General features: G+C 54.9%; 23 protein-coding genes. 13 read left to right on the top strand and 10 right to left on the bottom strand.

All coding sequences use genetic code 11. The features are described 5' to 3' along the window. Positions 1-74: 74 nt before the first annotated feature. Positions 75-800 (bottom strand): DUF1259 domain-containing protein, encoded by a 726-nt coding sequence (locus tag VFA09_10870; protein HZU67767.1) that lies wholly within the window; start codon positions 798-800, stop codon positions 75-77. A gap of 305 nt (positions 801-1,105) precedes the next feature. On the opposite strand from VFA09_10870, the gene VFA09_10865 reads away from it, so the two are divergent. From VFA09_10865 to msrA, 4 genes are all read left to right on the top strand, one after another. Continuing rightward, on the top strand, positions 1,106-2,176 hold the full coding sequence (locus tag VFA09_10865; GenBank protein HZU67766.1) for a metalloregulator ArsR/SmtB family transcription factor: 1,071 nt from the start codon (positions 1,106-1,108) through the stop codon (positions 2,174-2,176). Positions 2,177-2,218: 42 nt separating this feature from the next. Continuing rightward, positions 2,219-2,581 (top strand): hypothetical protein, encoded by a 363-nt coding sequence (locus tag VFA09_10860; GenBank protein HZU67765.1) that lies wholly within the window; start codon positions 2,219-2,221, stop codon positions 2,579-2,581. Beyond that, positions 2,582-3,841 carry an MFS transporter gene (locus VFA09_10855; GenBank protein HZU67764.1) on the top strand — a complete coding sequence of 420 codons (1,260 nt, stop codon included), beginning with the start codon at positions 2,582-2,584 and terminating at the stop codon, positions 3,839-3,841. Between the two features lie 85 nt (positions 3,842-3,926). After that, positions 3,927-4,478: a peptide-methionine (S)-S-oxide reductase MsrA gene (msrA, locus tag VFA09_10850; protein HZU67763.1), complete on the top strand. Its 552-nt coding sequence runs from the start codon at positions 3,927-3,929 to the stop codon at positions 4,476-4,478. An 82-nt stretch (positions 4,479-4,560) separates the two neighbouring features. Here the strand turns inward: msrA and VFA09_10845 are convergent, their stop codons facing one another. Continuing rightward, positions 4,561-5,004 carry a hypothetical protein gene (locus tag VFA09_10845; GenBank protein ID HZU67762.1) on the bottom strand — a complete coding sequence of 148 codons (444 nt, stop codon included), beginning with the start codon at positions 5,002-5,004 and terminating at the stop codon, positions 4,561-4,563. Positions 5,005-5,180: 176 nt separating this feature from the next. Next, positions 5,181-5,543 carry a translation initiation factor Sui1 gene (locus tag VFA09_10840; GenBank protein HZU67761.1) on the bottom strand — a complete coding sequence of 121 codons (363 nt, stop codon included), beginning with the start codon at positions 5,541-5,543 and terminating at the stop codon, positions 5,181-5,183. A gap of 263 nt (positions 5,544-5,806) precedes the next feature. Between VFA09_10840 and VFA09_10835 the strand changes: the two genes are divergently transcribed. The 5 genes from VFA09_10835 to VFA09_10815 all read left to right on the top strand — a co-directional run bounded on the left by VFA09_10835 (position 5,807) and on the right by VFA09_10815 (position 11,999). After that, on the top strand, positions 5,807-7,120 hold the full coding sequence (locus VFA09_10835; GenBank protein ID HZU67760.1) for a serine/threonine-protein kinase: 1,314 nt from the start codon (positions 5,807-5,809) through the stop codon (positions 7,118-7,120). 148 nt (positions 7,121-7,268) lie between these two features. Further along, complete coding sequence (locus tag VFA09_10830) at positions 7,269-9,287, top strand: protein kinase (protein ID HZU67759.1); 2,019 nt, start codon at positions 7,269-7,271, stop codon at positions 9,285-9,287. A gap of 184 nt (positions 9,288-9,471) precedes the next feature. After that, positions 9,472-10,542: a uroporphyrinogen decarboxylase gene (hemE, locus tag VFA09_10825; GenBank protein ID HZU67758.1), complete on the top strand. Its 1,071-nt coding sequence runs from the start codon at positions 9,472-9,474 to the stop codon at positions 10,540-10,542. 15 nt (positions 10,543-10,557) lie between these two features. Then, complete coding sequence (hemH, locus tag VFA09_10820; GenBank protein HZU67757.1) at positions 10,558-11,490, top strand: ferrochelatase; 933 nt, start codon at positions 10,558-10,560, stop codon at positions 11,488-11,490. 5 nt (positions 11,491-11,495) lie between these two features. Further along, positions 11,496-11,999, top strand: coding sequence for an NUDIX hydrolase (locus tag VFA09_10815; protein ID HZU67756.1), 504 nt, complete (start codon positions 11,496-11,498; stop codon positions 11,997-11,999). A 28-nt stretch (positions 12,000-12,027) separates the two neighbouring features. Here the strand turns inward: VFA09_10815 and VFA09_10810 are convergent, their stop codons facing one another. Beyond that, complete coding sequence (locus VFA09_10810; GenBank protein HZU67755.1) at positions 12,028-13,419, bottom strand: GH1 family beta-glucosidase; 1,392 nt, start codon at positions 13,417-13,419, stop codon at positions 12,028-12,030. A gap of 362 nt (positions 13,420-13,781) precedes the next feature. Between VFA09_10810 and VFA09_10805 the strand changes: the two genes are divergently transcribed. Further along, positions 13,782-14,165, top strand: a complete 384-nt coding sequence (locus tag VFA09_10805; protein HZU67754.1) for an SPW repeat protein — start codon at positions 13,782-13,784, stop codon at positions 14,163-14,165. Positions 14,166-14,287: 122 nt separating this feature from the next. Here VFA09_10805 and VFA09_10800 read toward each other — a convergent pair whose 3' ends face one another. The 6 genes from VFA09_10800 to VFA09_10775 all read right to left on the bottom strand — a co-directional run bounded on the left by VFA09_10800 (position 14,288) and on the right by VFA09_10775 (position 19,288). Next, the gene (locus VFA09_10800) at positions 14,288-15,550 is read right to left on the bottom strand and encodes a hypothetical protein (protein ID HZU67753.1); all 1,263 of its coding nucleotides are present in this window, start codon (positions 15,548-15,550) and stop codon (positions 14,288-14,290) included. Between the two features lie 309 nt (positions 15,551-15,859). Next, positions 15,860-16,291, bottom strand: a complete 432-nt coding sequence (locus tag VFA09_10795; protein HZU67752.1) for a FixH family protein — start codon at positions 16,289-16,291, stop codon at positions 15,860-15,862. Further along, complete coding sequence (locus tag VFA09_10790; protein HZU67751.1) at positions 16,288-17,142, bottom strand: Rieske 2Fe-2S domain-containing protein; 855 nt, start codon at positions 17,140-17,142, stop codon at positions 16,288-16,290. The genes VFA09_10795 and VFA09_10790 overlap by 4 nt, the downstream gene beginning before the upstream one ends. Before the next feature lie 50 nt (positions 17,143-17,192). Further along, a complete protein-coding gene (locus VFA09_10785; protein HZU67750.1) occupies positions 17,193-17,786 on the bottom strand; it encodes a sigma-70 family RNA polymerase sigma factor in 594 nt (197 codons plus the stop codon). 216 nt (positions 17,787-18,002) lie between these two features. Further along, the gene (locus tag VFA09_10780) at positions 18,003-18,533 is read right to left on the bottom strand and encodes a DinB family protein (protein HZU67749.1); all 531 of its coding nucleotides are present in this window, start codon (positions 18,531-18,533) and stop codon (positions 18,003-18,005) included. A 35-nt stretch (positions 18,534-18,568) separates the two neighbouring features. Beyond that, entirely contained in the window at positions 18,569-19,288 is a 720-nt protein-coding gene (locus VFA09_10775; protein ID HZU67748.1) for a histidine phosphatase family protein, read from the bottom strand. 518 nt (positions 19,289-19,806) lie between these two features. Between VFA09_10775 and VFA09_10770 the strand changes: the two genes are divergently transcribed. From VFA09_10770 to VFA09_10760, 3 genes are all read left to right on the top strand, one after another. Next, positions 19,807-20,181 (top strand): hypothetical protein, encoded by a 375-nt coding sequence (locus VFA09_10770; protein ID HZU67747.1) that lies wholly within the window; start codon positions 19,807-19,809, stop codon positions 20,179-20,181. A gap of 178 nt (positions 20,182-20,359) precedes the next feature. Beyond that, positions 20,360-21,064: a hypothetical protein gene (locus VFA09_10765; GenBank protein ID HZU67746.1), complete on the top strand. Its 705-nt coding sequence runs from the start codon at positions 20,360-20,362 to the stop codon at positions 21,062-21,064. Between the two features lie 583 nt (positions 21,065-21,647). After that, entirely contained in the window at positions 21,648-22,265 is a 618-nt protein-coding gene (locus VFA09_10760; protein HZU67745.1) for a hypothetical protein, read from the top strand. The last annotated feature ends 36 nt before the right edge of the window (positions 22,266-22,301 follow it).

The raw sequence follows: 22,301 nt of genomic DNA, 5'->3' as shown, positions 1-22,301 counted from the left end.
GTGGAAACGGCTATCAGCGGCATCGTATCTATACTGAACTACGAGTGCGACAGGCGCCGTATTCAGGTACGCACTCAGGAAGGAGAACCCTTCGAATTTGTCTGATCGAGGCCCTTACGAATCTCATGGGCCAGCGTGACGGCATCGCCAATCTTCGCGTTGTGTGAGAAATAGAGCTGTGGGTGCTCGTCAGTCTCCTGATTGTAGAGGCAGCCGATCTCCCATCCCTGCTTGCGCATGACTCCCACCACGTTCTGAACCTCGGAGGCGATCATGGAAAAGTCGGGGGCCGCAACCGCCTGCTGGCCTTTGCCGAGCGGTAAAAAAGAGATCGTCGTGGCTATATTCAGGAAAGGATTGATCTGGACGCCACCCAGAACAATCGTATCCCGGCGCGGAACCATGATAGTGACCACCCCTGACGCGCCTATAGTAGGCGAACCGCCAAGGATTTGGCCCAATTCATCAGCAGGCAATGGCGTTTTGGGGTGGGAGGGAGCAGTCTGAGGCAAAGGAGTGCCGGTGACTTTCACCGCCACAATCGCTGCCTTCGCGAGTTGGAGCGGGTCGCCAATTCCGCGAAAATGAATGAAGTATACCTGGGGAGTAAGGTCGTAGAAGTGCTGGTGAAGGGCCTGGAAGACAAGACCTCCCGCGAGGAGCTTGTCGATGAACGGGTCGATCTCCGAAGGAAGCAAGCCACCAAAGTCGCCATTCAGGATGGCCTTTCCCTGGCCCAGCGACTGAAAGAAGAAATTGCCGTTGTTCTCCCAGGCCGGTTTGTACGGGACATGCCCCACTACAGCACAGATTCTTCGCTTCTCTCAGAATGACATGCTGGGCGACGCACCCGCGCAATGACGGAAGCCATTGTACCGCGGATTCTTCGCTGCGCTCAGCATGACAGGCCCCGGAGACACCTGGCTGTCTCCGGGGCCTGTCATGCTGAGCGCAGCGAAGAATCTCTCGCACACTCATGGGTAATCACCAGGGACACTTTCCTTGACAAGCACCCATCCTTCAGTTACACTTCCCTTATACGAAAAATATCGAACGAACACGTTGTTCGCACGAAAAATATCGAACACATGCTTGAGGTAAACAGATGGCCGTTCGTGACATTCCGGGAAAATGGACTCCCAGCATAGAAATAGACTTTGGCCTGGCCTATGAATTCCTGATCAGCATGATGATCTGGAACGATGATCGCGAACAGTATCCCTATGAGATAGGAAACGAGTGGTTTGAGACTGCGCGGGCTAAAGTTTCTCCGCAGTTAGTGAGCGCCATTGAGCGTTTAGGTTGCTGTAGCGACCGGGGCTGGATCAACCTGCTGGGCCTGGCATATGAGTGCGCACCGCCAAAGGATGTTCCCACATTCATTGAGCATGTGAGAGCCACCGATGCCCTGGAACTGCGCCTGCACATGATCGGCTATTACCAGCGGCGCTCGCGTCGAACCACACCGCTGGATGTCATCCTGCAAGCAGCTGAGGGCGATACTGAGGCACAGCGGCAATTTCTTCAGACCTCGTTTCGTGAAGATACGAACTGGCAGGAAACGCTGCGTTATATCTTTTCTATCGAGCCGGAAACGATGAAAAACGCGTTTCTCGATATCTTCGCGCAATGGTACGAACGGGTCTTTTGCGAGATGGAAACACAGGTGCTGCCAATCCTTCAACGCGATGCAGAGGCAAAGCAGGCTTTGCAGGCCACGGTGCCCTTGGAGCGCCTGGTAGAAACCGCTACCAACGGGCTGGAATTCGTGCCTGAGCCGTGGCTGCGGCGCGTGCTGCTCGTTCCCAGCTATATCGAACGCCCCTGGAATATGTTTTCGGAATACCAGGATATGAAAATCTTTTGCTACCCGGTTGCCGATGAGAGCATGACAAAGGACAGCGCCATCCCTCCGGCCCGGCTGGTCAGAATATACAAGGCGCTGGCCGACGAGCGGCGGCTGCGCATCCTCAAAATGTTGATGACGCGCAGCTATTCGTTGCAGGAAATGGCCGATGAGTTCGGTGTTGCCAAAACCACCATGCATCATCACCTTGCGACATTGCGCACGGCAGGGCTGGTGCTGGCACGCCCCAACGAATCGCAGTACAGCCTGCGTCACAACATGTTATCCGAAGTCGGTGACCTGCTAGATGCTTACCTGAAAGGCCGGTAATGAGATAATTCTTACCTATTGCTAGAAAGGGACCGGTGAGCGATGTCTCCATTATTACTACAGGATTTGGCGAGGCAGCAACGCGAAAGCCTGGAACGTGATGTCATACATCATGCTCCTCTCGCTCTCACATACGGGTCTGGATATTGGAACGACCCCAGGGAAGATAAAGGATTCTTATTTCCTCTTTTCGCCAGGTCAGGCGCTTTGCATGGACATCCTGGCTTCAGAACGCAAATAAGATCTGCCGCGTTTGGTCGCCGCCTGACCCTATCGCTCTTCCTGCTATGCATCTTGATGCCGCTCTTCGGCATGGCTATTGGGATAAGCCTGCCCATACTCATCTTAGGAAGCCTGCTTTGCCTGCTGGTTATTCTCCTCAGTATAGTGTCAGGGCGGATCTAAATGGATATGTTCAAAGCGCTGCGCAATCGCACGCTGCTGGCCGTTTCGCTGACAGTGTTCGCGGCCTATACCGGCAGCGGCATGGTAGGAACCGTGCGCGTTCTTTATACTGAGTCACGTGGAGCATCGCTCGCCCTCATCAGCCTGATGGGGTCGGTCTACCTGATCTCGACCTTTGCGTTTCAGTACCCTATCGGCTGGCTGGGTGATCGCTGGGAACGCAAGCAGATTCTTATATTGAGCCTGCTGGCGCAAGCTATGCTAACCGGCCTCTACCTGTATGTGACGGACCCGGTGATGTTCATCGTACTGCGATTTTTCGAGGGCATCGCAGCTGCTGGTATGCTACCATGCGCCCGCGCGATGATTACTGAGACGGTATCAGTAGAGCAGCAAGGCGAGGCATTTGGACTATTTGGGGCTTTCTTCAACATCGGCTTTCTACTGGGTCCCGGCATCGGGGGCATCCTGGCCGTGACGGGCTACACGAGCACCTTTGTCGTCGCCATTATTTTTCGTCTCATCGCCATCGTGCTGCTGCTGACTTTAATTCATACGCAGCGGCAACAGAAGAAAATCGTTGAGAGGATAACGACGACCACCTCATACAAGATGTTATTCACGCCTGCTCTCATAGGCGCGTACCTGATTGCTTTCGGCAACTTCCTCTACATGGGTTTCGAGATCACGCTTTTTCCATTGTGGATGCACGATCACCTGGGAGCATCCGTCGCCGTCATCGGCTTCGCGTTTATGGCGTGGTCTGTGCCCAACGCGCTGCTGGCGCCGCTTGGTGGTCGCGTTGCCGACCGCTGGCCTCGTTCGTGGTTGATCCTCATTTTCGGGCTTGCGCAGATACCGATCTATCTCGCCTATGCCTCAGCCAGTATCGCGCTGACCGTTGTAGTGCTATATGGCGTGCATGGCGCGGTGTATGCTTTCATACAGCCCTCCCTCGACTCGCATGTTGCAGCGTCGTCGGGGAGCAACTTTCGCACCAGGGTGCAGGGTATGTACGCCACATCTAGCTCAATAGGCGCTTTTATTGGCGCAGCCGCGTCCGCTCCTCTCTACGCCTTCAACTTCCGCCTGCCCCTGTTTATCTTCGGAATATTGTGCGTCTTCTATGTTGTTATTGGCGTCAGGCTGATACGCACATCCGAGCGTAAGCAGATTATTCTTGCGCAGCCTGAGGAACAAGTTATTCAGAACGTTGTTTCCTCAGAACTGCCTATGTATTCTCCAGTTGAACTGGAATGAACTGGTAAAGAATAATTTGCGGTGTCATCTTGTTTCATCATACAGTTACCAGGACAGGCATACAACAAGAAAGTTGAGGTTATAGATGTCCCAGTTAGATACGATCACGCTGGCCGGGGGATGCTTCTGGTGTACCGAAGCAGTCTTTGAGCGGCTCAAGGGGGTCACATCCGTGATTCCTGGATATGCGGCATCGCAGGTGAAAAACCCATCGTATGAGGAAGTATGTTCGGGGAGAACAGGGGCAGCGGAAGCCATTCAAGTGACGTATGATCCATCCATCATTTCTCTTGAAACGCTGCTGGAAATCTTCTGGCACCTCCACGATCCCACAACACTGAACCGGCAGGGCAACGATATCGGTACGCAATATCGCTCGGCCATCTTCTACGCGAACGAGGAGCAAAAACAGGTTGCGCTGGCATCGAAGGAAGCGTTAGAAAAATCGGGCGCGTATAAAAGGCCGGTTGTGACGGAGATCAGCCCATTCACCAACTTCTACCCTGCTGAAGACTACCACCGCGAGTATTACGACCGGAACGGCTACCAGCCCTATTGCCAGTACGTAATCGACCCCAAGGTACGCAAGCTAATGAAGGAGTACCGCAAAGAGGTCAAAGAGGAGTATATCAGCTAGGATAATTGCATGAACAAGGCCAGGACATGCCCGAGGGCATGTCCTGGCCTTGTTCATGCAATTATCCTAACCGGATTACGCTTTAGAGCAGCCGCTGCACATCGATTTCCTTTGGGAAGCACATACTTTCTAGATCACCTGACCAGAAAAGCTGCTTCATCACCTCGGCAGCCGCGTACAGGAGATGCTGGAGCGCCGCCTCGCGCCCCTGTTCGTAGGCGGAACTGCCATGATAGGCGCCAATGCCGGAAAACCAGCTATGGAATGGCGTCTGCGCGCTGAATCGTACCAGATAAATCTCCACTTTCAGCAGGCCATTTTCAATCGGCACCATAATACGCAATTGCGGCACGTGGTCAATGATGTCCAGGCGATAGAACACGCCGTAATGATCGCGTGAAGATTGAAAAATCGAGACTTCTGGAACGGAGTGTTCGTCCGGGTGTTCTGGGTGCTCGCGCTCTGCGTAATCCATCTCAACTCCTAAATCCGCCAATATTTTTTCAAGTTGTTCATGAATGTTCATCTCTCTATCCTCTCGATACTGAGGGAATTCCCCTGGGGACAGCGCCTTTGCCTGTCCTGGAACCCCCGACGAGGGCAGGCACCAGACGCTGTCCCTACGGAAGATTAACCAGGATTACCCGATTACGTGGCTATTCCAACTTGACAATAAGAAAGCGGAAATGGAGAGGAGAGATTTCATCCCCCGGCACGTTTGACCTTATATCCCAGAGCGGTCATTTTCGCGATCACTTTATCACAATGATCGCCCTGGATTTCGATATTTCCATCTTTAACCGTTCCACCGGAGCCGCAGAGTTTTTTCAGTTGTTGTGCCAGGGCTGCCAGAGCTTCGCCGCTGGCAGGTACACCTGTAATGACCGTCACAGTTTTGCCACCGCGTCCTTTGCGATCCCGCATTACGCGCACAATGCCATCGCTTTTCTTTAAAGAGGCCACTGGCGTCGTTTGATCACACCGGCAGCGTTTATATGGCAATCCACAGGTGGGACAGGTATCAACTCTTCCTCCATCGGTGGAGTAGACAAGGCGATCCGGCATATATTTTTCCCTTCCAGGATTGAGGTTGCGTCCATAGATAGCAGCAATTGTATCACACGGGGCCGATGATGAATGCTTACAACCGCACCGGGACATGCTGTAGAGACAGCGGCTGGTGCCTGTCCTGGTACCGCCAACGAGGACAGGCACCAGCCGCTGTCTCTACAGCAATACGTTAAATAATTTGTATGACACCATTCCTTGCAAGAGAACGTGTTAACTCTGTAAGGTATGGTACGTCCTATTATCAGGGGTCCAAGAGTATGCTACAACCGCAGGTGACAATACTGAATCGCTATCAACTGCAATATCTCCTGCGCCGTGGGGGAATGTCCGAAGTCTACCTGGCTTTTGATCTCGAAATGCAGCGCGAGGTGGCTATCAAATTAGTTCCAGGAGACGATTCCGATTGCTTTAAGCGCCTGAAGCGCGAGGTGCGAGTGCTGAGCGCCCTGGCGCATCCACATATTTTACCTACCTGGAATCACGGTGAATGCGACGGATGGTATTACCTGGTGATGCCATATATGAGCCAGGGAACATTACGCGAGCGCTTAGCGGGCAGGCTCCTGACGCCTGAAGAAGCCGGTCAGATGCTCGAGCAGGTAGCAGGTGCCTTGCAGTTCGCGCACGAGCATGGCATTGTGCATCGCGACATTAAACCCTCGAACATCCTGCTTGACGGTGAGTATGGAGAGTCGTTCTACCTGGCCGATTTTGGCCTGGCAAAGGCAATTGAAGAGGGTAGCGATATCACACAAACCGGCTGCCTGGTGGGAACCCCCGAATATATGGCGCCCGAGTTGACGGAGAAACCCGAAAGCGCCAGCAGCGATATCTATGCCCTTGGCATCGTACTCTACCAGGCACTTACGGGACAGCTGCCTTTCCGGGGCAGTACGCCGCTTTCTATTTGCTGGAAACACCTGCACCTGCCACCTGCACCACCTTCGCAGCTCAACCCTGCTATTCCGTATGCGGTGGAACAGGTCATTTTACGTGCGCTAGAGAAAGACCCACGGCGTCGCTTTCAAACGGCGCGAGAAATGGCGCGGGCCTATCAACGGGCGTTGACATTGGGAGAGGTTCCCACAGATGATGGCCTCGATGCAGTAGCGGAAAATCTTGCCCCGGTACACGTTGAGGTAAGGAAAACTAGCGAGATATACCCGCCGGTAGCGTTCAAGATGCCGGAAGGACTGGAGCGGCTCCGCAGAGCATCCAGGGAACACAGGCCAGGTAAAGTGCGCATGGGATGTATTGCTTGTATGGCCGTGCTAATGCTGCTGGTGACACCGTTAACGCTGGGTATCATGCTGGGACGGAATGGAATAACGGCGCCAATCGTGGCAGGCGCGAGTGATGGTTTTGGAGCTGCCGCCCTGCAACCGGTGCGTCCATTTTCGCCTACTGCGTCTCCCACACCGACACCGGCGCCGGTGAAGACTTCAACGCCCACCGCCCATGGTCCTACGGGTGCTCCAGGGCAGCCACCTGAACCACCTGAGCAGCACCATCCGAAAGGCCCCGGTCATGGGCACGGACATGGACATAAACACGGACACGCTGACCATTAGATGGACGTGGCTGTAGAATGTAGAGGTTGACATCGGTCTCCAGGGGTGATTATACTGCCTGGAGCCCTGTAGAGACAGCGCCTTGTGCCTGTCCTCGCCTGCTAGTAGCAGTCGGCGTAGCAGGTTCAATGGCAGAAATGATAAAACTATGCCCGGATTAGAGGGAACCACTTTAGGTCGCTATCGCCTGAAGCAAAAATTAGGCCAGGGCGGAATGTCTGAGGTCTATCTTGCCTACGATGAAGACCTGGATCGCAATGTGGCGATTAAGGTGGTAAGCAGCAGCCATTCGGAATATATCGAGCGTTTCAAACGCGAGGCCAGGGCCATCGGAAAGTTGACCCATGAGCATATCTTGCCCGCTTTTGATTCCGGGGAGCAAGGGCCGTGGCATTACCTGGTAATGCCCTACATCGATCATGATACCTTGCGCGAACGATTGGAGCGCGGCGATTTGACGCTGGAAGAGACCGCTGAATTGCTGCAACAGATCGCCGCTGCCCTGCAATGCGCTCATGACAACGGCATCGTACACCGCGACATCAAACCCTCGAATATCCTGCTGCGCGATGATCACTACGCATACCTGGCCGATTTTGGACTGGCAAAGTCAGTAAGTGGGGCCAACGATCTGACACAATTGGGAACGCTCCTGGGAACCCCTGAGTATATGGCCCCTGAACTGGCGGAAGGCCCTGCCACCTCCAGCAGCGATATCTACGCGCTGGGCGTGCTGCTCTATCAAATGGCGACCGGCCAGCTGCCATTCGATGGCCCAACGCCCATGGCAGTCTACATGAAACAGCTGCACGAAGAGCCGGTTCCTCCCTCTTATATCAATCCTGCCATCCCTCCCGCTGTCGAGCAAGTCATCCTGCGCGCGTTGGATAAGGACCCTACCTATCGCTACCAGACGGCAACGGAACTGGCCGAGGCTTACACAGAGGCGCTCGCGACCTCCACTTCCATCGCAGAACAGCCTCCTTTTTACGAGATGAACGACCTGGAAGAGCCTATGCCGCCCGTATATTCAGAAACGCCTCCAATACTTGCTGAGACACCTCCTTTCCTGCCGGTACAGGAAGCACAGATTGTCTTGCCCTCTGACCCGGTCGCAGAGCCTACCGCGATTCCCCAGGTTGAGAGAAGAAGTTCTGGCAACCGGCGCTCCTTCAGAAGGGGCGGGCGCGGCGAATTGAGATCCCGCACAAACCCACCTGTAGTGACCGCGCGAGGTAGATCGAACCGCGGACGATTTTCTGAACCTGTATCAACACCAGAGCGCTCCCCATCGACTCCCGCTTACCCCATACAGCGTCCGGCAGTGGCACGTCGACGCCGCAGACGCAGCCCAAGGAACGGTTTCTTGATTACCGGGCTGATGGGAGTCTGCGTGTTGTTGTTCATCATTGCGCTGGTCGTCTTTGCCATCGTTAACCACACACCTGCCTCGCAATCGGGTACATTGCTGGGCACAACGCCCCAATCCGCAACAGCGATTGTCACCACGCCTGGAACTGCTGCTACTTCAACCACCGCCGCTACTCAACCAGCATCCACCCCTGATCTTCAGGCTACACAGCAGGCAGCTGATGCCACAGCGACAGCGATTACGAGTACCGTTCCGCTGCTGAAAGATAATTTGAGCGGCAATTCTAGCGACAACTGGCCCAATGATGGCACCAACTGCATCTTCCGTCAGGGTACATATCATGTGGTTGTCACGTCGGCAAATTACCTGCAGCCATGCGAACTCAATGGACAGACCTTCGACAATGTAGCCATACAGGTAAATGTTTCCTTGCTTTCCGGCAGCGATGCAGGATTGATTTTCCGCGCCAATGCCGATCAGTTCTACGATTTCGAAATCAATAATAAGGGTGAGTTCTTCTTCCGCCGCCATGACGCGGGCGCCGGCGCTCAATACGTCTATCTCATCAAGAATACAGCGAGTAATGCCATCGCGCCGGGCGGGCAAAAAAATACCCTGCTCATCATTGCCAGCGGCAGTGACTTCAAACTCTTCATCAACGGAACCTTTGTGGGCGAGGCACACGATACCACCTACACTTCGGGCCAGATGGGTTTCGTCGCCGGCACGCTCAGCCCGGATACCAGTGGTGAGGCCAGCTTCGCCAATCTCTCGGTATACCATGCCGGTTCATAACCAGCATAGCATTTTCCGCGAAATCTAAGAAATTGAGAAATTCTTCCCACCTCATGAAGATTTACATAGATTTTTGTTGCCATAAAAAGAAGGCCGCGCTATTATATAAAGGCGAAAAGGTCGCTTTGTCCCATCGCTTTTCGCTTCCGATTATCGGTGAAACCAGATTGAAAAAGGAAACAGAATGCAATCAAATACACTATCATCTGTTGTATCGCAACACAGCGGAGTAGCGCGTTTTCTAGATGCCTGCCATCACCGGCAGCCAGACGCCACGCCCATATGGTTCATGCGCCAGGCGGGGCGCTGCCTCGCGGAGTACCGCGAACTGCGCAAACGCTACGATATCCTCACCATGGCCAAAACGCCCGAACTGTGCGCCCAGGTCACGTTGATGCCGGTGCATGAATTTGGCGTCGATGCCGCCGTGCTTTACGCCGATATCATGTTGCCGCTAGAGCGCATGGGCATCTCTTTTGAGATTGAGCCGGAGATCGGGCCGATCATCCATAATCCGGTGCGCAGCATGCAGGATGTGGAGGCCCTGCGCGTCATTGATGCCGAGGAATCCACGCCGTTTGTGATGGAGGCCATCCGGCTTGTGAAGCACGAATTAGCGGGCAAACAGGCCGTGATCGGCTTCTCCGGCGCTCCATTCACGCTCGCCTGCTACATGATCGAGGGGCGCCCATCGCGCGATTATGCCCTCGCTAAATCGTTGATGTACGGGCAGCCGGAGGTCTGGCACGCTTTGATGAATAAATTGACCGAGGTCGTCTCTCGCTATCTGCTCGCGCAGATCGGCGCGGGCGTCGACGTGGTGCAACTATTTGATAGCTGGGTTGGCTCACTTAGCCCCAGCGTTTATCGCCGCTTCGTGCAGCCCTATTCAAAACGCATCTTCGAGTCTGTACAACAAACGGGCACGCCCTCTATTCACTTTGGCACCGGCGCGGCCAGCCTGCTGGAGTTAATGGCCGAGGCCGGGGGAGATGTTATCAGCGTCGATTGGCGTGTCGATCTTGACGATGCCTGGCAGCGCATCGGCTATGACCGTGGCATTCAGGGCAATCTCGATCCCACGCTGCTGCTGACCCCCTGGCATGTGATCGAGCAGGGCATGCACGATGTACTGAGGCGCGCCGCCAACCGGCCCGGGCACATCTTCAACCTTGGTCATGGCGTGCTGGCTCCTACACCACCAGAGATGCTGCGCAGGCTGGTCGACGCCGTTCACCAGGCCACACAGCGCTAAGAAGGATCAAGAACAATGAGCATTTCTCGTGTCGGGGTTATCCTGATGACCTATGGTTCTCCGGCGACGCTTGACGATATTCCCGTCTACCTGCAAAACGTGCGCGGTGGACGCGCTCCCGATGAAGCGTTGATCGCGGAATTCCGCCGCCGCTATGATCTGATTGGAGGTTCGCCGCTGCTGCGCATCACGCGCGAGCAGGCGGCAGCGCTCCAGGAGGAATTGAACCGCCAGCATCCCAACGGCCCGCGCTTCCATGTCGACGCCGGTATGCGCTTCGCGCCGCCGTTCATCGCAGAGGTGGTGCCCGAAGTGGCTGCCGGCGCGCAGGAGCTGGTGGGCATCATCATGTCCCCGCAATATTCGCCCATTATCATGAGCGGCTATGTGCGCACATTACAGGATGCCGTCGCGAACCTGCACCGCGATGATCTGCAACTGAAGATAGCAGGAGATTGGCACCTGCAGCCCTTATTCTTACAGGCTCTGGCCGAACGCGTGCGGCAGGCGCTCGACCGCTTCCCGCCGGGTGTGCGCGAGCGCGTGCCGGTGCTGCTGACGGCCCACAGCATGCCCAAACGGGTGGTTGAGAACGAGCCGGATTATATTAACCATCTTAAGGAGACGGCGACGCGCGTTGCGGAGATGGTAGGTCTGCCGCCCGAACGCTGGATGTTCTGCTACCAGAGCGCCGGTCACACGCCGGAAGAATGGCTCAAACCGGACTTTGCCGATGTAATGCCGGAGCTGCGCGCCGCCGGTTACACGCACGTGCTGATCGCGCCGGTGCAATTCCTGGCCGACCACCTGGAAATCCTCTATGATATTGAGATCGGAGCGCGCGCCCAGGCTGAAGAACACGGCATCGAATTCGCGCGTATCGAATCGCTGAACACCTCGCCGTTGTTCATTCGCGCCCTGGCCGCGGTAGTAGAGGAGACTATGTAATTCTTATGGCCTCGCAGTTCAAGTATTGCCCGGCCTGCGCCACGCCGCTGCTCGAAAAAACCGTCTCCCACGTGTCGCGACCGGCCTGTCCTGCCTGCGGCTTCATCCTCTTTCTGGAGCCGAAGCTGGTCACGGTGGTTGTCGTGCAGCACGGCGGAAAAATCCTGCTGGGCAGGCGCAACATGGAACCGGCTCGCGGCAAATGGACGTTCTTCGGTGGCTACGTCGACCGCGGCGAAAAGGTCGAGGACGCGGCAATACGCGAGGTCAAAGAGGAGACAAACCTGGACGTGCGGCTTGATGCCCTGCTCGGCCTCTATAGCGAGAGAGGCAATCCTCACATCCTGGTTGCCTATGCCGCCAGCATCATCAACGACGACATCAGTGAGATGGCACCACAGCCAGAAGAGATCAGCGAACTGGCTCTCTTCGCGCTCGACGAAATACCCGACCTGGCTTTTGCCTTTGATATACAGATATTGGAAGATTGGAAAAAGCAGTTATACTGATCAAAATGCGACGCGCGTCGCATTTTGATCAGTATAATTGCTCTCCTTTTGAGGCAATCACGTCGCGATACCAGTAGCCGCTATCCTTGATAATGCGCCGCAGCGTGGGATAATCGGTATAGGCGATGCCGAAGCGCCTGGCAAAGCCAAACGCCCACTCGAAATTGTCCATCAGCGTCCAGATAAAATATCCGGCCAGCGGAACGCCATCCGCGATGGCAGCTCGTGCCTGTTGAAAGTGATCTTGCAGGTACTCTATACGCTGTGGATCGTGTACCCGCCCATCGGCGCTGATTGTATCGTCGAACGCCGCGCCGCTCTCCGTAATGTAGAACCGGGGAATCGCATATTCCTGGTACAGGCGTGTCAAGACGGCAGAGAGACCGGGAGGATAAACTTCCCAGCCCATGGCGGTATATTCGGAACTCTGGGGTTGTACCAATTCAAGGCTCAGTGGACTCTGTCCTGGCACATGGCGAACGATCATGCGGAAATAGTAATTGACTCCCAGGAAATCGACCGGGCGCGCAATGATCTGCAGGTCTCCGTCTTCCATCTTTGGCGCCATGTTGCCCAGTAGAATTTGCACGTCGGGGGGGTAGTGCCCGAGAAAAAGAGGATCGAGGAACCAGCGGTTCAGTTTTCCATCCAGGAATTGCGCGACTCGCCGGTCTTCTTCCGCCTTAGTCGCCGAAAAAACCGGCGTAACCACGAGCGTTATGCCCACGCGTGTTCCCGCATCGCCGTTAGCGCGCAGGGCGGGAATCGCCAATCCATGCGCCAGTAAGAGGTTATGAGTGGTCTGCCAGGCGATACGTGGATTGCGCAGCCCCGGAGCATGCTCGCCCGATTCATGGCCCATAAAGGCACTGACCGACGGTTCGTTGAGCGTAATCCAGTGATGCACCCGGTCTCCCAGGCGGCGCGATACAATATCAGCGTAGTCCGCGAAGGCCGGCGCCGTTTCCCTGCTCGCCCAACCACCCACTTCATCCTGCAGCGCCTGCGGCAAATCCCAATGATAGAGCGTTACGAAAGGCTCGATATTCGCGGCCAGCAGGCTGTCTACCAACCGGTCATAAAAATCCAGGCCGGCGGCGTTGACCTGCCCCCTGCCGGTGGGAAGGATGCGCGGCCACGCAATCGAGAAGCGATAGGCATTGATGCCCAGGTCTTGCATGATGCGCACATCTTCCAGGTAGCGATGATAGTGATCAACGGCAACCAACCCGCTGTCGTTGTTGAGTACTTTCCCCGGAGGCGGCTCCCTGGAAGTATCCGTAATTGGAGAAGTGGCGCTGGAGTTCTCGCAAAAACGATCCCAGATCGATTCGCCTCGCCCATCTTCATGTGCCGCGCCCTCGATCTGGTAGGCTGCCGTGGCGACGCCCCAGCAGAAGTCTTCAGGAAATTGAGTCATGCATTGTGTCTCACTTTCTCTCGTTTCCTTCTCGTATATCACAAAGAGGCGGTGAAAGGCAAACCCGTCAATAACATTCCTGACCTGCCATCTAATTCATTCCTAATTTGTTCTCATATATATCTAATGCCCTGTTTACCGCTCCTTAACCCTAAAATCTTACACTGAAAGCAAGGTTACATCGATGTGACTCTTAGCAAAGAGCGGATGAATGAAAGCAGCCTTGAACTTTTCGATCACATTCTCACTGCTGGCAGGTTGCTTATTATGCATGTGGTCTTCACATGGCAAGGATGTTTTTGGCGGAAATGTAGTTAAGAAGCTGCCGCAAGGTAGCCTCTAGAATAGGAGAACGTACAGTTATGATGAACAGGAATGCGTGGTATACAGGCGGCTCATGGACGCGCTGGCAAAGCTGGTGCAACCTGATACTTGGGATCATCCTTTTCATTGCGCCGTGGTACACAGTTACCTGGGAAATCGCCAGGAGTTCGTGGAACGCCTGGATTTTTGGCGCTCTGACCGTGCTGGTAGCATTATGGGCGATGGCATTCCCCAAAGGCATCATCCCCCCGGTGATTAACTTTCTGATTGGCATATGGGTATTCATCTCGCCATGGGTGCTTGGTTACGTGGCCCATACGGGGATGGCCTGGAGCGCCTGGATCATCGGCGCGCTGGTAATTATATTATCCGCCTGGGCTATCGCAGTCGCCCAACGGCCCGGCGCTCCGGTCGGTGTCTGACCCGATCAAATTTGGGGGAACAGCAAGGGAGAGAGGGCGACCACAAGGGTGCATCCCTACCCTGTACGAAGCGCTTCGTACAGGGTAGGGATGCACCCTTGTGGTCGCCCTGGTCATATATATCAGGCAAGCAACTTCGCGATAGCCTCTATCTGATTGCTGCTCAAGGCTCCTGCTATTTGAATGCCGATACCCTGCTCCGTCCAGGTGAGCGTGCTGGTGCCGTTGGATGTCGAGAGCGTCGCCGTTGTTCCGCGCAGGTCGACCTGCTGGCCGGAAACAGGCAGGTTGGCTAAAGATTTGCCTTCCGAAATGGTAAAAGTCGTGCTGCCCATGGTGTAATTGAGCGCGTAAATCTGGTTACCGGGCGCACCAAGCGCGTCGACACCCTGCAACTGGTAGCCGGACTGCGAGGCAGGAATGCTTAAAAGATGATAGCCCGCCTGCTGCTCTGCCTGCGCCAGCGTAATCATGCCGGTGCCCGACGAACTGTTCTGCTGCTGCAAAGGAAGCACTTTGACACCTGCCGGAGGCGAGAACGTAAAGAGGCTGTCCGGCAGCGCCGGGTTCAGTGTGAGCGTAGGCACGTTCAGCGTCACCAGGCCGACATCCGAAATCGTCAAACTGATGCGCACCGGCAGCATGGTCGACTTGTCCAGGTAGACATCGCCATCGTAGTTGAAGTTTCGCGACCCCGGGGTCGCGGCCGCGCTTTGCGGCGTGACATGCACCCTGTATGTTTCCACGCCATTCACGTTGACAGAGGAAGAGACCAGCGTCGCATTGCTGCGCGTAAACACCGATTGCACCAGGTTCAAAAACGAGAGAATCTGATCGCCGCTCCCATTTGAGTCGCCAGAAGGAGTCGCAGTTGGTGTACCTGCGCCATTACCAGGAGATACCGGGCCGGTATAGACAACCTTTTGCGCCGGATCGTACTGCCAGACCTGTTTTCCGTTGGAAACAATCAGCGAGCCCGCGGAGAAACGTGTGATGGTGGATTGCCGTACAAGCGTGCGGCTCTTGTCCGGCGTCGCATTCCACACCTCGGTATTGACGGTCCCATTGTAGACCTGTCCGCTGATCGCCATATCAAAAATGCCATGCACCGTCTTCGCTGTATTCAGCTTTTGCGCTGCCTGGCCGAGCAACTGCTGCCCCTGGCTCTGCGCAGCCCGCGTTGATGAAGGCGCCGCTACATGCTTCTGAACCGGTTGCGTACCAGAACTTCCACAGGCCGCAAGCAACAACAAAAGAAACGCCAGGAAAACGGGCGACAATGCCCGCCGGGATCGATAACGGGTTTTGACGAAATCACGTGGCGATGAGGCCGATAAACGTATATCATTGCCCTCTGCGGCATCTTGTCCGCGATATATGCACATGGATGGTTCCTTCGTATGTATCACTATGTATGATTGTGATGATACTTAAGTATAGCATAGTTGGATGGGATGAGGATGAATCTTTATTGCGGCGATTCTCCTGATGGTGGGCAGAGATTCTTCCCCATTCGCTCCGCTCAGGGCTTGCGGCTTCTTCACTCAGAATGACATGGCCCCGGAGACACCTGGCTGTATCCCGGGCATGTCATTCTGAGGGATTCTTCGCTGCGCTCAGAATGACATGGCCCCGGACACAGCCAGGTATCTCCGAGGCATGTCATTCTGAGCGCAGCGAAGAATCCCTCACTTCTACTGTGCTGATACCTCGAACATCGCGATGGCCCCTGGCTCCCCAGGCGCGGAAATAGCAACCTGTATCGCCCAGGGACCGCTCATAGAAAACTGGACTCGGGCCAGATACATGCCGTTGCCTGAGGGACGCGCATCCGCGCGATCCGTTCCCATATCCATCGTTTCCATGTCGCTTGCCAGGGTAACGCGCGCATTGGAGACGGGCCGGTGCGTGGCGCTCAGCAACACTTGAATCGAAAGAGAGGTGGGGTGAGTAACCGGTGGTGGATTGGGATTGACCTGCAAGGTAACGGAATAAGGCCCGGCCTGCGCAGTCTGCACCTGCGCGGTGGTACGTTGAGGAACAATATTGGTGATGATGGTTCCCAGCCCCGTCATCAGGATAAGAAAGGCGACTCCGGCAGCGATTGCCAGCAAACCCCGCTTCATTTTGCTCCCGTACTGGCCGGAGCCGGAACCCTGACCTGGATCACCTCGTCCTTGCCCTGCTGCGTGACTCGCGTATCCAGCCGCGGCAACGACGCCAGGTAAGGTAACGGGGATGCAGCATCCGGCTTGCCATATTCGGTAAAGAGGCCACCGTGACAGGGGCAGACATACTTGCGGTCCTTCGCCTGCCAGTTGACGATACAGCCCATGTCCGTGCAGGCCGCCGAAAACGCGATGATCGCTCCAGCTTTCTCACCCTGGTCCCCATCGCTGCGAATGAGGTAGCCTATGATGGAATCGGTGGTAAAGCGAATCGCCGAATCGCCAAGCTCGGCCAGTTTCGCCACCGTGACCCAGACTCCTTCTCCCTCGGGCACAAGGGACGCTGCCCATTGTTGCTGCTTCGTGGTGGTCTGTGGTTGCGATGGGTGTTCAAGTACCGCGCCAAGGCCGACTCCTACCACCATTGAAGCAGCGGCAGCGGCACCGCCGCCGAGCAGGGCACGCCGGGAGACGCGGGGCGGCTTTTGCGACTTCTTAGCAAGGAAAGGGAAATGCTGCGGCTTCGCGGGCTGCTGGATTTCCTGCTCGAGGCGGCCCTTCAATTCTGCCGCGAATTCGGGGCGTGGTTCGGCTTCATCGAGAGAGGCTGAGCGAAACAGCGCGGCCATACGGTATATCCTGGCTTTAGCGGGCGTCAGCGTCTCCGGCGGATGGGCAACATGTCCCGCTTGAAGCTCCTCGATGAAGTGCTCCAATTCCAGATAGTCCTCAAAGCGTTCCTGGTCTTCGCCTGCCATAATGTCCTGTTCTCCGCTAGAAGAGGGTGTCGCGATATCTACCTTAGACACCCCTATTGCCGGCTCCTTGCACTACTACTATACTATAGTATCATATCGTATCACATGGCCTCCGTAACCATGTCTTCCAGATCGGCCGCGCGCTTCAAAGCACGGAATTGTAAGACCTTGACGTTCGCTTCCGTCAGGCCCATGCGAACTGCCGTATCCCGGATTGAGAGATTGAGCAAGAAGCGGCATGTCAAAACTTCGCGATAATGTTCGGGCAGAGCGCGCAGAATACGCTGCACGCGCTCCGCCGGATGGCTGTTATTGGGCATAGCGCCCTCTTCAGCCGGTCCTTCCCAACCCGCTTCCAGCAATTCATCGAGTGAGCTTGTCGAAATACGATAATGCGTTCGCCAGTAATCGGCAATGGTTGTACGCGCTACCTGAAACAACCACTTCTGGACGCTGAGCGCCCCACGTTCCGTATCGACTCCCCGCACTGCTTTTATAAATATCTGTGACGTCAGGTCCTCGGCCTCTTCGCGATTGCCCACTTTACTGTAGACGTAGCGATAGATCAGACCGAGGTTCTCCTGGTAGAACGTCTGAAATTCCTGCACACCGGCTCCCCGAAAACTCTGCCCATCGACGGCATTCCTTACCGCCGCGAGGTCCGTTCCCGATTGTTTTCCGCGCAGCGAACCCACGGTGTACTCCCTGCTAAAGCCTGTCATTCATAGCTTTTTTGCTTCGCCCGGTAGGATAGCTGATGATCCCGGCGCCCGGACCTCTCGCTCATAGGAAGATGTTTTTTCGTACAAACATTACTACGCCGCAGGGTTACACCGCCCGCTTGATTGTATGATGCAATCAGTTAAGTCCGAAGCACATTATATACCAATTGCGCCTGGTTGAACAGCGCTCTAAATTGTCATCCCCTGCTTGCCCAACGCCCCGCGCAGCAGCGAAATCTCCCCATAATGCGTAAACAGGTGCGAAATAGAGACCTGGCCAATCGTCAGAATGGCGGGCATCGTACCCAGCGGTTTCACCGTCACCACGCGCGCGGACAGCTCCGCCCCGCCATCGGTAATGCCTGCCAGGTAGTCCTCGTACGCACGCCAGACCTGCTCAGCATACTGCATGAAAAGGGCGGGATCGGCGATATGGAAAGCACGCGCCTCCTCGGTTGGCATACCGGTTCCCTGCACGCGCGGCGGCAGGCCCAATCGCTCGTGCCAGTTGCCCTCGGCCCAGATGGTCGGGCGTCCCTGTAAAATAAAGTTCAGAATATTGTCCTCGGTGCGCACGCTATGCCACATCAAGAACGCGATGCTGTTGCCGCGCCCCGCTATTGTGGCATTCCACTCTTCGGGCGTCAGATCGCTGACGGCCTCGCGCATCCAGTCATGCAGGCGTTTCTGCTCGTGCCGGAAAAATTCGATGATGTCCATGGTTAGGTAGCCTCCTTTGTGTATGCGAGTCTCTCTTATAGATTATTCTCCTCAAATGGCGCCTCCGGTTGCTCCGCCCCTTCGGCAGGTTGAGCGGCGAGATCGCGCCAGGGGATGCGGACGCGCGACGCGATATCGCGCAGGTGCATGTCATCGTTGTAGTGAATTAAGCGCCAGCGGGGCGGCCTATCAGGGCGTATGCTCCTGTGCCAGTGGGTGATAGAGGTGTTGTAGGTGTCAAAGCCGGTTTGTGGATAGTGGACGGTGTTGATGCCGAAGAAATACAGGAATGAGATACCGATGACCCCGCCGTGGCAAACAATGACGATAGTTTTATCTGCGTACTCGCGTAGTATGCGGTCAAGCGCCGTACTGACGCGCAGCACAAACTGGCCCCAGTTTTCACCGCCGGGAGCCACCGGGCGAAAAGGCGTCTCGCGAAAGTTGACGATGCCATATTTCGCGCGATACTCTTTCTCACTCATACCATCGCCAACACCATCGTGCAGCTCTTGCACCTCGTCATCAAAGACGATCGGTAGGCCCAGCGCAGGTGCGATAATCTCGGCAGTTTGACGCGCGCGCTTCAATGTGCTGGAGATCAGAACGTCGGCGCGAATTTCGCCGGTCGCGGCCAGGCGGTCGCGCAGGTGTTCCGCCTGCTGGATGCCCAGCGGTGAGAGCGCCGTGTTTCCAATGATATCATGTACGGCTCCCAGAGCCTCACCATGACGAATTAAATACAAATGCGTCATAAAAAAGTATTGCCTCCACTCATATCTTTCTGCCAAAAATAAGCCATTTTTATTATCTTCGTTGCTGCTCAGGAATTGGATGTCTGTATAGCACAAACAGACTCTCATTAGTAAAGACGTTCTTTCCCGTCCTTTTTATGGCACGCTGCATGCTTCCTTGTCAAGTTACTTAATAATGTAACCATAGAAGCATAGTTGCGTTGAATGAGACTCACACCCGTTAAAAATTCCATCTCTTCCTTTAATATGGCCTGGATGGGCAAACGGCCAGTAAGGGTTACCTATACTGCTGTGATGGAAATATGAGTAAAAGTATAAAAATACCATACTCTTACCGTGGTTGCGCTCTTCCTTTCATAATGCGTTTGTTCTGCTTGACGCGCCATTTCTTGTGTTACAAGGGATGTTTGATAGGGACAAAGCGGCTACTTAGCCGGGTGACCAATTACATGGACATTTTCCAGAAAGTGTGCTATATTTGTAAAAAGTTTTTTTTCAGGAGTGGGGGTTACATATCTATGGCAGACAAGCATAAGGGGAAACCGGCCGCGTACGCGCAGGAGCGTATCCGGTCATATGTGACCGAAATTTATCTCCAGCCTCTGAGCTCCAAAAACATTCAGGCTCTCTCAGTAGATACGGTGTTTGCCGGCAAGTGCCATATTGAGGTCGGGCAATATCTCGATCCTCGTATTGCGCATACCCTTCAGGAGCGCGTGCTGGCCATCTTTGCCAGCAAAACGCAGGATCAGTTCCTGGTTTGTACCTCTCATCGCGGCGCCTGGCAAGATATGCCATATGTCTTTGGAAAACGAGAAGTCACGGACGTTCAGGAAGCCGCGCGTGTAAAAAAATCCGCACAAGTTCTTTCGCCCGCAAGTGCCGATTGCTGATGGCCAGAATCCCAATTACGCGAAATATGCTACAATAATTCGTAAGCCTTTATGTGCCATACAGAAGGCCTGGGAATAGCACTTCTGGGGGATCTGCTCTTCCGTAAAGTGCTGTTTCGCCTGCTTGTTGTTCCTTTTAGCTTCGACCATGTGAAGTTTCAGAAAAGGTGGACAACCCATGAGCACTCGCCTGGCCAGGCAAATTGTTTCCCTGCACTCCGACGTTCCCTTGATTGCCGTCATCTTAGCCTCGCTCACCTCATTTGTATTGATCGTCCTCCACGCGCTCGGCTGGCAGGTGTGGTTAATCATGATCCTTATCCTGCTGGCCTGGCTGCCCGTCTTTACCATTATTACGAGATCGCTTTACCGGCGCGATCGCTGGATCGCCTTCTTTTTCGTCCTGCTGATTTCCCAGAGCGTCCATTTCATAGAACATATCGCGCAAATGGTCCAGATTCACATCATGGGTCTGAGCGGTACGCAGGCGCATGGACTGATCGGCCAGCTTGACCTGGAGTGGGTGCATTTCCTCTTCGATGCCTGCTGGGTACTCGTTTGTGTCTACATCCTGTTTTTCCTCTATCGCAAGACAAACCCCTGGCTGTGGCCGCTCATCATCCTGGCCACCTGGCACGCCATCGAGCACGTGGCGATCATTCATTACTACATCACAACCGGCGTTGTTGGCTCGCCAGGTCTGCTGGCGCAGGGAGGCGCTATCGCCGGCGGTCTGCCAATCACGCGTCCCGACCTGCACTTCCTGTACAACCTGGCGGAAGAAATCCTTATCATTGTCGCCTATATCCACCAGGTCAGGCGGCTCCCTGCTGCCGCCAGTGACGAGGTGGGAGCAGCGCAGGCAAGGGTTGAGATGGCTTAAAGGGCCTGGAAAAACAAAAATTTGGGGAGAGTGAGAGGAAAGGGCCGGCCTGTAACGGGATAGGTGGACAACCAGGAACCCGGCACAGTGCCGGCCCTTTCTTCCTTTCCTTACGTACACGTCCGGGGTATGATTTTTTTACAAGTATCGGCGCTGCCTGGTAGTGCCCCAGGAACTGTCATTGATTCTCAGGCATGTCGTTCTGAGCGCAAGAAACCGAAGTCCTTCGTTCCTCAGAGCTTCGGTTTCTTGCGCTTAGAATGACACGTCCCTGGCGGCCTCGTAAAAACTCTACCTGATATCCTGGCCCCAGGACGGAGCAAGCTCCCTATCCCCGCCCCCCACCCCTACTGATTTCCCTATTGTTCTCCTTATTCCTCATCTCTACCGCAAAAATCAGCACGTCATCCATGCAAAGTAGTCACAGTATCGCCGGGTGATGAGACTACTAAAAGACCAGTACATGATCTTATTTCCAGGGGCAAAATCAAGCATACTTTCTACAACGCTTCGATGGATAACGAAGCGGTGATTAAAACTTATGAATATAAAAAACTGTTTCAGTTAGAAAAGGAGCATTACAATGCAAACTCCCCGTCTCTGGAATGTGTGTTTCAAATTGGGGTTCGTCGTGTTTATGCTGGCAGGTATTTTGAGCCTGAATGGCGGTAGGGTGCTGGCTGCCTCCAATCCTGGTTCCATTACCGAATATACGATCCCCAGCACCAATAGTTTTCCCGGCGACATTACCGTGGGGTTCGACGGCAACCAGTGGTTCACCGAGAGTGAAACGAGCAAGATCGCGCGTATCACATCCAGCGGTCAAATCACTGAGTTTCCTACCCCCACTCCCGGTAGCAGCCCGCAGGGCATTACGCGCGGCCCCGATGGCGCGCTCTGGTTTGTCGAGACGTCTGCCAACCAGATTGGGCGCATCACCAGCAGCGGGCAAATCACTGAATATCCTCTGCCGACTCCCAATAGTTTTCCCGAAGAGATCACGACCGGCCCTGATGATGTCTTGTGGTTTACCGAGTCAGGCACCAGTCGCATCGGGCGCATGCTGCCCAGCGGCCAGTTCGCCGGTGAATACCAGGCCACACCTGGAAGCACGCCTGAGGGGATTACGAGCGGCCCTGACGGCAATGTCTGGTTTACCGAGTTCAACTCGAACGGTATCGGCAGCATTATCCCTAACTAAGAGGATGCGGACATTGTAGCAGCAGTAGTCAGTCTC

The sequence above is a fragment of the Ktedonobacteraceae bacterium genome (assembly GCA_035653615.1).
Classification (GTDB): domain Bacteria; phylum Chloroflexota; class Ktedonobacteria; order Ktedonobacterales; family Ktedonobacteraceae; genus DASRBN01.
Note: the sequence above shows the minus strand (reverse complement) of the source record. Positions and strands in the feature narration are given on the sequence as shown.

What these genes read in the sequence shown, in the direction of transcription:
- VFA09_10765 (HZU67746.1), top strand. Translation starts at nt 20,360, where the DNA reads ATGAGCACTCGCCTGGCCAGGCAAATTGTTTCCCTGCACTCCGACGTT.
- VFA09_10795 (HZU67752.1), bottom strand. Translation starts at nt 16,291, where the DNA reads ATGAAGCGGGGTTTGCTGGCAATCGCTGCCGGAGTCGCCTTTCTTATC.
- hemE (HZU67758.1), top strand. Translation starts at nt 9,472, where the DNA reads ATGCAATCAAATACACTATCATCTGTTGTATCGCAACACAGCGGAGTA.
- VFA09_10810 (HZU67755.1), bottom strand. Translation starts at nt 13,419, where the DNA reads ATGACTCAATTTCCTGAAGACTTCTGCTGGGGCGTCGCCACGGCAGCC.
- VFA09_10855 (HZU67764.1), top strand. Translation starts at nt 2,582, where the DNA reads ATGGATATGTTCAAAGCGCTGCGCAATCGCACGCTGCTGGCCGTTTCG.
- VFA09_10815 (HZU67756.1), top strand. Translation starts at nt 11,496, where the DNA reads ATGGCCTCGCAGTTCAAGTATTGCCCGGCCTGCGCCACGCCGCTGCTC.
- VFA09_10830 (HZU67759.1), top strand. Translation starts at nt 7,269, where the DNA reads ATGCCCGGATTAGAGGGAACCACTTTAGGTCGCTATCGCCTGAAGCAA.
- msrA (HZU67763.1), top strand. Translation starts at nt 3,927, where the DNA reads ATGTCCCAGTTAGATACGATCACGCTGGCCGGGGGATGCTTCTGGTGT.
- VFA09_10860 (HZU67765.1), top strand. Translation starts at nt 2,219, where the DNA reads ATGTCTCCATTATTACTACAGGATTTGGCGAGGCAGCAACGCGAAAGC.
- hemH (HZU67757.1), top strand. Translation starts at nt 10,558, where the DNA reads ATGAGCATTTCTCGTGTCGGGGTTATCCTGATGACCTATGGTTCTCCG.
- VFA09_10840 (HZU67761.1), bottom strand. Translation starts at nt 5,543, where the DNA reads ATGCCGGATCGCCTTGTCTACTCCACCGATGGAGGAAGAGTTGATACC.
- VFA09_10770 (HZU67747.1), top strand. Translation starts at nt 19,807, where the DNA reads ATGGCAGACAAGCATAAGGGGAAACCGGCCGCGTACGCGCAGGAGCGT.
- VFA09_10845 (HZU67762.1), bottom strand. Translation starts at nt 5,004, where the DNA reads ATGAACATTCATGAACAACTTGAAAAAATATTGGCGGATTTAGGAGTT.
- VFA09_10865 (HZU67766.1), top strand. Translation starts at nt 1,106, where the DNA reads ATGGCCGTTCGTGACATTCCGGGAAAATGGACTCCCAGCATAGAAATA.
- VFA09_10835 (HZU67760.1), top strand. Translation starts at nt 5,807, where the DNA reads ATGCTACAACCGCAGGTGACAATACTGAATCGCTATCAACTGCAATAT.
- VFA09_10805 (HZU67754.1), top strand. Translation starts at nt 13,782, where the DNA reads ATGATGAACAGGAATGCGTGGTATACAGGCGGCTCATGGACGCGCTGG.
- VFA09_10800 (HZU67753.1), bottom strand. Translation starts at nt 15,550, where the DNA reads ATGTGCATATATCGCGGACAAGATGCCGCAGAGGGCAATGATATACGT.
- VFA09_10775 (HZU67748.1), bottom strand. Translation starts at nt 19,288, where the DNA reads ATGACGCATTTGTATTTAATTCGTCATGGTGAGGCTCTGGGAGCCGTA.
- VFA09_10780 (HZU67749.1), bottom strand. Translation starts at nt 18,533, where the DNA reads ATGGACATCATCGAATTTTTCCGGCACGAGCAGAAACGCCTGCATGAC.
- VFA09_10760 (HZU67745.1), top strand. Translation starts at nt 21,648, where the DNA reads ATGCAAACTCCCCGTCTCTGGAATGTGTGTTTCAAATTGGGGTTCGTC.